Raw genomic sequence first — 7437 nt, 5'->3', positions numbered from 1 at the left:
TGGAACGTGTAGGGAACCTATCAGAAGAGAGCTTGGGTAACTTTATCATTATCGAAATAACACATGAGGTGAGTCAAGGAAGCTACTACAAAAACCGCTTCAAGGCTATCCCTGCTACAATAAAGGCACTGCCAAGTCCAAAGGTGCGTATGCCGCTTGCTGAAACACAGATGGCAACCGTGCTTAGCAATGCTGACCCTGAGGGTAAGGGCCGTGTGCGTGTGCGTATGAACTGGCAGACGGATGGTATGCAGACAAGTTGGGTGCGTGTGATGACACCTGATGGCGGTAGCAGTAGTGACGTAAAGAGCAACCGCGGTTTTGTGTTTATCCCAGAGGTAGGCGACCAAGTCCTCCTCGGCTTCCGTCATGGTGACCCTGCCCGCCCATACGTTATGGGTAGCCTGTTTAACGGAACAACTGGTGGTGGCGGTGGTCAAGGCAATAACTGCAAGAGCCTTACCACACGAAGCGGCAGCTCCCTTAAGCTTGATGACTCCAAAGGTAGTGTCACATTAGCTGATCCTGGGAAAACAAGCATTCACATGGACGGTTCTGGTAATGCCACATTTGATTCGTCTGACAAAATAATCATCTCCTGTGGTAGTGCTTCCATTGAGTTACACAAAGATGGTACAATAAAGATAAACGGTAAGAATATATCGGTTGATGGAAAGAATATCAAGGTAGACGGAACGGATTCCATCAAGCAGACAACAAAGCAATATAAGACAACAGGTACGCAGTCTGTAAAAATAAAGAGTAATGCGCTTGTTGAGCAGAAAGCAAAGAAAGTAAAGATTGAAGCTGGTAACACAGTAAGTATAAAGGGAGCTGTAGCTGCAGATATAGAATCTGTTACGACGAATGTCAAGGGTAGCGGTTCCGTCAATCTCAATTAGTTTTAGATTATGGTGTCAAACGAACATAACCCAATAGCAGAACGCATAGGCAAGATACAGGCTGTCTGGAAGTCAAATATGGCAGGAAAGTCTGCTTATAAACTTGTCAGACTTGTTATAAGAGAGGCTGACCTTCCCATTGTCAATGGTTTTTTGAAACTGGAATCCTCTCCCTATGGCAAGATAGAAGAAACTCCTGTTGTGATGCTTACTGATTTTGCAGATTCGCAAACCTTTGCGTGGCAGCTATGTAACGATTGGCTTGAAGAGTATTCACGTGCATTGGAACAGTACCCGCAACTCCCTTGGAAGGAACACACCCAGTATCTTACCAAGGTAAAGGAGGCTGAACCTATTCAGCAGGAAGCACTGTTGTTATCTGTTTTGGAAAGTTTCAGTCAGAGTCTTCCGAACTACGGACAAAAGATGCTTCTTCTTGGACTTGTTCCCAGACTATTATGTGGTTATGAACTGTTTGAGAAATGGCTGGGTGAATTCTGTAAAACACTCCCATCTCATATTGCACTGCTTGTCATTGACTATACAGATAAAGAAGTCTATAGTACACTGGCATCCAGTCTGAAAGAACAATGTGTGACCATAAGGTTGGATAGTCTTGATATGGAAGGAGCTTATAACGATCTGCTTACACAAGGTAATCCAGAAGATCCTAATGTAAAGATTAGAAAAGTTATGGTCGAGATGGGCAAGGCTGCCTCCAAAGACCAAAGAGGTAAATTAGATGATCTTGGAGAACGTCTATTGGATATCGGTCGTGCATCTGGTCAGCCATCATTGTGGCTCTACACCTATATCGTCTATGCAGGTTTCCTTTTCCGTTACAAGGATGGACAGGCACTTGCATTATTGGATAAGGGGATAACCTTGTGTGATTCTCACCAGTCAGACAGTTCAGTAGCAGCTATGACAGTTACAGCTTATACCTACAAGGCATCATACCTGAACTATATCGGCAAACACGAAGAAGCACTTGAGTGGTTTGAAAAGACATTGGACTATTGTCTTTTACATAATGATATTATTAATGCCATTGGTGCTTGTCGAAATATTATAACTATATCTATTCTGAATTCAACGCAGGAGATAGGCTCCATGCTTCTTCATAAACTCCTTCCACATCTTTCAACGATGGAGGATGAAAGCCTTAAGCATACAGATTTCGTTCTTATTGCAGCTTTTCTTTTGTCCTATGATAAGAATATGACAAAGAATGGCCGACAAGATATTGAAGAGAGAATGAAGAGAATATATGGTGAGTTATGGGCCTCCCAAGCCACGATACAGCTACAGCAAATAAAGAACCCAAAACAACCAAATATAGATGAATTTAGTTGATACACATTTGACCCCTATATTGGGAATTGATATCCATTTTACGACATCATGGAATCCTTTTCATCCGTTCATTGGTTTCGTTATGGACCCGATGGACTATGTTCCGTTCATTGGAGCAACGGTTAATGTGAATGGGTTCAAAAGAGGAGTGTCTGATACGCAAGGTATTATTATTCCACTTGTTCACTTTCCTATAGTAGGTGCGTTTATAATGGCACCTATCATAGGTCATGATTCAATGAACTTTTTCGGAGCTGAAAGAGTATATGCAGAAGGTTCCCGACTGAGCGGAAAAGGATACTTCGTAATGACCTGTAATGACATTGGAATCCCTTTGACGATACAACCTGGACATAAAAAGTTTTGGCATCTGATTCCAACCATCTATGCTCCAACCTCTTATTCACTCCCTATTTCTTATGGGGCACCTGTTAACATTGGCGATCCGCTTGTCCCAGATTGGGCTGGTATGCTGAAAGGACTTGCCATGAGTTTTGGCTTTGGTGCTATTATGCATTTTGCTCGTAAGGGTATGAACAAGCTGTTGAAAAAGATAGCAGGAAAAGATAATCGCATCAGCAAGAAACTATGCGAGATGGGATTTGAGCCTATAAACCTTGTCAATGGTTCTGTTCTTTACGAAGGTACTGACTTTGCCTTTCAAGGTGTTATGCCGTTGGAGTGGAGAAGAGAGTGGAGCAGCGATAATGACTATGTTGGTATTCTTGGATATGGGTGTCAGAACAACTACGACCTTGATGTAATTCTTGACCCAGAGGAGGATGCTATCGGTGTACGCATCGAGGATGGAAGAGTCTTGGGCTTTCCTATGCTTGATGAGGGAGAAGAAGCTTATATTCGTTCAGAGCACCTGACACTGCGTAGAGGAAATGGAGTCTTTGAGACGTATGACCATAAAAGTCGCATTACCAAGACTTTTGAAAGGGTTTATGCTTCAGAAACAGATAGATGGAGACTTACATCCATTAAAAATATGTCTGGCCATACAACAGAGTTGCAATATGAAGCAGGAAAGCTGAAAGAAATCTCTGATGCAGCTGGAAGAAAAATACGTCTTGAATATGACGGTTATTTAGAAGTAAGAAGAGTTGTACTCTTGTCTACTGATGGAGGTGAAGATGAAACACTCGTTGAGTATAGCTATAACAAGGCTGGTGATCTGACAGGCATCACGGATGCCATGGGCAAGACTACTCATATTGAATATGAGAACCACCTTATGACGTCGAAGACCGATAGGGACGGTCAGACTTTCTATTGGGAGTATCAAGGAGAAGGAAAGAAAGCTCGCTGCATACACACTTGGGGCGAAGGCGGCTATCAGGAAGGCTGGATTGAATATCACCCAGAAGAAGGCTATAACGTAGTTGTCAATGGTGAGAACGAGAAGACGATTTATCGTTACACGCCTGAGCAGCTTGTTACTTCCGTGGAAGATGAGCTGGGCGTACGTGAACGCTACGAATATACAGAATACTATGAGGTCTATCGTGAGTGGGACGGCGAAGGACGTATGACAGGCTACTGCTATGACGAACGTGGTAATCTTACAGGTGTTATTCATCCTGATGGAACGGAGGAGACACGTGCCTATGATGAGGAAGACAGACTGATAACTGAAACTGATGCCTTAGGCAACCGTCGTGTCCTTGTTTATCATAAACCTTCCCAAGACGGTACACCTGTCAATGGAGAGGGACAGCTCTCTGCCGTCATAGAAGCCGACGACCGAGCTACTTTCTTTGAGTATGACACGCATGGACTGCTGTCTTCTGTGAGTCTTGATGACAGGACAGTACACCTGGAATACAACGAGCAGAACAACCTTGTCTCTGTAAAGAATGAGAAGGGTGTGGGAACACGGTGGAACTATGACCACAAGGGTAATGTTCTCTCAGTACTTACCTCTGCCGGTGCACGACAGACGTTCCGCTATGACCGCTTAAACCGAGTTACTTCTATCACTACTGGCAAACGCACGACGAACCTCCGTTACAATTCCTACGAGGATGTGGTCGAAGCGAGTGAGGGTTTTCACCGTGTGAAGTACAAGTATTCGCCAATGGGCGACATCCTCCAGCGTGAGGGCGAGGATGGCAGCGTGCTGCGTTTTGCCTATGACCGTATGGACCGCCTTCGTATGCTTACCAACGAGCATGGCGAGGAATATACCTTTGACCGCAACCTCCGTGGAGAGATTGTCGGTGAGACGGGCTTTGACCGTATGCACCGCAAGTATATGCGTGACCGCTCCGGACGTGTCATCCGTGAGGAAAGGGCTGGCGGCAGATGGACGGAATATGAGTATGACCAGCGAGGACGGCTGACACGCAGTAGCTTCAGTGATGGTACGATAGAAGCTTTCAGCTATGATGCGCTCGGCAGGCTTACTGAGGCACGCAATGCTACGGGAAGCGTTTCTATGGAGTATGACGAGGGCGGCCGTGTGGTCAAGGAGTGTTTCAGTGGTGGTCTGCCCAGTGACAAGGGTACGACGGTGGAGAATATCTATGATGACCTTGGAAACCGTATAGAAACAAGGACTTCGCTTGGTTCGGTCGTACAGAATAGCTTTGATGAGGATGGTTTGCTCAGCCGTGTGACGGCATCTGGTGGTGGCGGTGAGAACTGGGAAGAGAAAATCGTACGTGACAGCGAGGGGCTGAAGATAGAGAAGATATTCTCTGGTGGCATCCGTATGACACGTACCTACGATGCCTATGGCAATGTCATCTCACAGAAGAGCCGTTCGTTTCGTCAGGACGGCTACGACCGCCGCTATGCGTGGAATGCGTCGGGACGTCTGCAGAGTGTGATAGACGGAATTACGGGAGGCAGGACAAGCTACGCCTATGATGCGGTTGGAAGTCTGATGAGCGCTCGTTATGAGGACGGTACGGACGACTATCGTATGCCAGATGCCGCAGGCAACGTCTTCCGCAGTCGTGACCGCAGGGACAGGGAATATGGCAAAGGCGGAAGGATTCTCCGTGACCGTCATTATGACTATCTCTATGACGTAGAGGGCAACCTTATCCTGAAGACTCCACGGCGTGGACTGACACAACATCCGAACCACGAGGTGTCGGAGGAAAGTGGCACGCATATTGCTTGGCAGACAGGTGACTATGCCCATGAATGGTATGGCAATGGTATGCTCAAGGAGGTGCGGCTTCCTTACGGTAAGACTGTTCGCTTCGAATATGATGCCCTTGGGCGTCGTACGGCAAAGCTCTTCAATGGTCATGTCTGTCGCTACCTTTGGGACGGCAATGTGATGGTGCAGGAGTGGCAGTATGAGGAGAAGGACCGTCCGCAGCATAGCATCGACGAGTTCGGTCGCATCCGTATGCAGGGTGAAGAACCAGTAGAGAACCTTGTCACATGGGTGTATGAGGAAGGCTCGTACGTTCCTGTAGCAAAGATACAAAACGGTGAACGCTACACGATTATCAGCGACTATATGGGTCGCCCCGTGGAAGCGTACAACAGTTATGGTAACGTAGTCTGGCAGGCTGACTATGATATCTATGGTGACCTCAGAAACATAAAAGGTATCCGTGACTTCATCCCCTTCCGCCAGTTAGGACAGTATGAGGACGATGAGACTCGCCTCTACTACAACAGGTTCAGATATTACGACCCGAAGATTGGTAATTATATCAGCCAAGATCCGATAAGGTTGATGGGAAATAATCCAACGCTGTATGGGTATGTGAGGGATTGTAATGTTTGGTTTGACATATTTGGACTTTATTTACATCGTCCTTATATTCGTAAGAAAACACGAATAGCGATAGAAAAGAGTGGGACTATTATTGATGGGCGTTTTTACGATACTGTGGATGGCATGGATAATGCTATTGCCATAGAAGGAGGAAAGAGACGTAATTATTCATTGGGTGACGGTGAGTATCATTTAGGGCACAAAGAAGGACATGAATATAGATATTACAAAGAGTATGCAGAAAAGAAAGGCATGACTCAAAAAGAATTTAATGACCTTATGAATAATCCTGCTATTTATCAAATAGAAGATCCTCATACGAATATGTCACATGTCAGAGAAGCAAAAGCTAATCCATTAACACAAACAAATGGTGAAATGAAAAATAATATTGTAAGTTGTAAGTCGTAATTAAATTATTTTATTAGATTATGAAAAAGAATAAAATAAATAAAAAAAATGATTTTAGCCGATTAGAAATTGTTGAGCTTATTAGTCATAACTATGATTTTGACAGATTCAAAGTCTTTTTAGAAGAGCATAGTGGACTTGATTCTGTTGATGAGTTTGGACGCTCCGCTCTTATCAATTGCATTATTGCCTTTAGAAACCCAGTTGAAGATTGCCCCTTTGCTAACGAATATGCGAAGAAATTGATCGAATTAGGTGCAGATATAAATAAACCAGACTTGAATGGTTATGTAGCACTCCACCACTGTATTCTGTCAAAAAACTATGAGATGTTTGATTATCTGCTTACAATCCCCAACATCAATATTAAGGTAGAGCCTGGCCTGCTTGGATACGCCCTCTCACATGACATAGACTATACTCCGAATATCATCAAGCTTCTTGATTTGGGCTTAGACCCGTTCAAGAAAGGAAAAATATTCTCTGCATACCAGATTTTGGTCGGCATTGATAACGGTACAGTTAAGATAGGTGATCAGACTAAAAACGTAAAGCCAATATTAGAGCATATAAAACAACTGTATGGGGATAGGACAGAGTAACGAACTGTCATCTAATATGAAAATGAAATATTCTTGATATCCTTTTAGTGAGCAATAAGGTTTCTCTCACTGTTCAGAGTGATTTTCCGAATAGTGTTTTCTTGGGAAAGTAATATCTATAAAAAGTTTTTTAGTTTGGATATAAAGTAATGTAATAATTGGTTTGCTGTACACATAGGTTTAAAGCTATGATTATATGAACAATGTCTTCCACAGTCGTGATCGCCATTATGGCTATCTCTATGATGTGGAGGGTAATCTTATCCTGATAACTCCACGTCGTGGACTGACACAGCACCGAACCACGAGGTGTCGGAGGAAAGTGGCACGCATATTGCTTGGCAGACAGGTGACTATACCTATACGTGGCAGGGCAATGGTATGCTTAGGAGTGTAACACGCCCTGACGGAAAGACCG

General features: G+C 44.3%; 5 protein-coding genes. All 5 read left to right on the top strand.

What is annotated here, in order from left to right; translation table 11 throughout:
• Positions 1-902 (top strand): phage baseplate assembly protein V (locus HMPREF1505_RS13300; RefSeq protein ID WP_036923397.1); only part of this gene is annotated, 902 nt, incomplete at its 5' end.
• A 9-nt stretch (positions 903-911) separates the two neighbouring features.
• Positions 912-2258: a hypothetical protein gene (locus HMPREF1505_RS04940; RefSeq protein ID WP_036923393.1), complete on the top strand. Its 1347-nt coding sequence runs from the start codon at positions 912-914 to the stop codon at positions 2256-2258.
• On the top strand, positions 2245-6417 hold the full coding sequence (locus HMPREF1505_RS04935) for a GH-E family nuclease (RefSeq protein ID WP_051412322.1): 4173 nt from the start codon (positions 2245-2247) through the stop codon (positions 6415-6417). The genes HMPREF1505_RS04940 and HMPREF1505_RS04935 overlap by 14 nt, the downstream gene beginning before the upstream one ends.
• A gap of 20 nt (positions 6418-6437) precedes the next feature.
• Positions 6438-7019, top strand: a complete 582-nt coding sequence (locus HMPREF1505_RS04930; protein WP_036923390.1) for an ankyrin repeat domain-containing protein — start codon at positions 6438-6440, stop codon at positions 7017-7019.
• A gap of 196 nt (positions 7020-7215) precedes the next feature.
• Positions 7216-7416 carry a hypothetical protein gene (locus HMPREF1505_RS13100; protein ID WP_155948912.1) on the top strand — a complete coding sequence of 67 codons (201 nt, stop codon included), beginning with the start codon at positions 7216-7218 and terminating at the stop codon, positions 7414-7416.
• Positions 7417-7437: the final 21 nt, after the last annotated feature.

Origin of the sequence: Prevotella sp. ICM33 (assembly GCF_000517825.1) — a bacterium.
Lineage (GTDB): Bacteria > Bacteroidota > Bacteroidia > Bacteroidales > Bacteroidaceae > Prevotella > Prevotella melaninogenica.
Note: the sequence above shows the minus strand (reverse complement) of the source record. Positions and strands in the feature narration are given on the sequence as shown.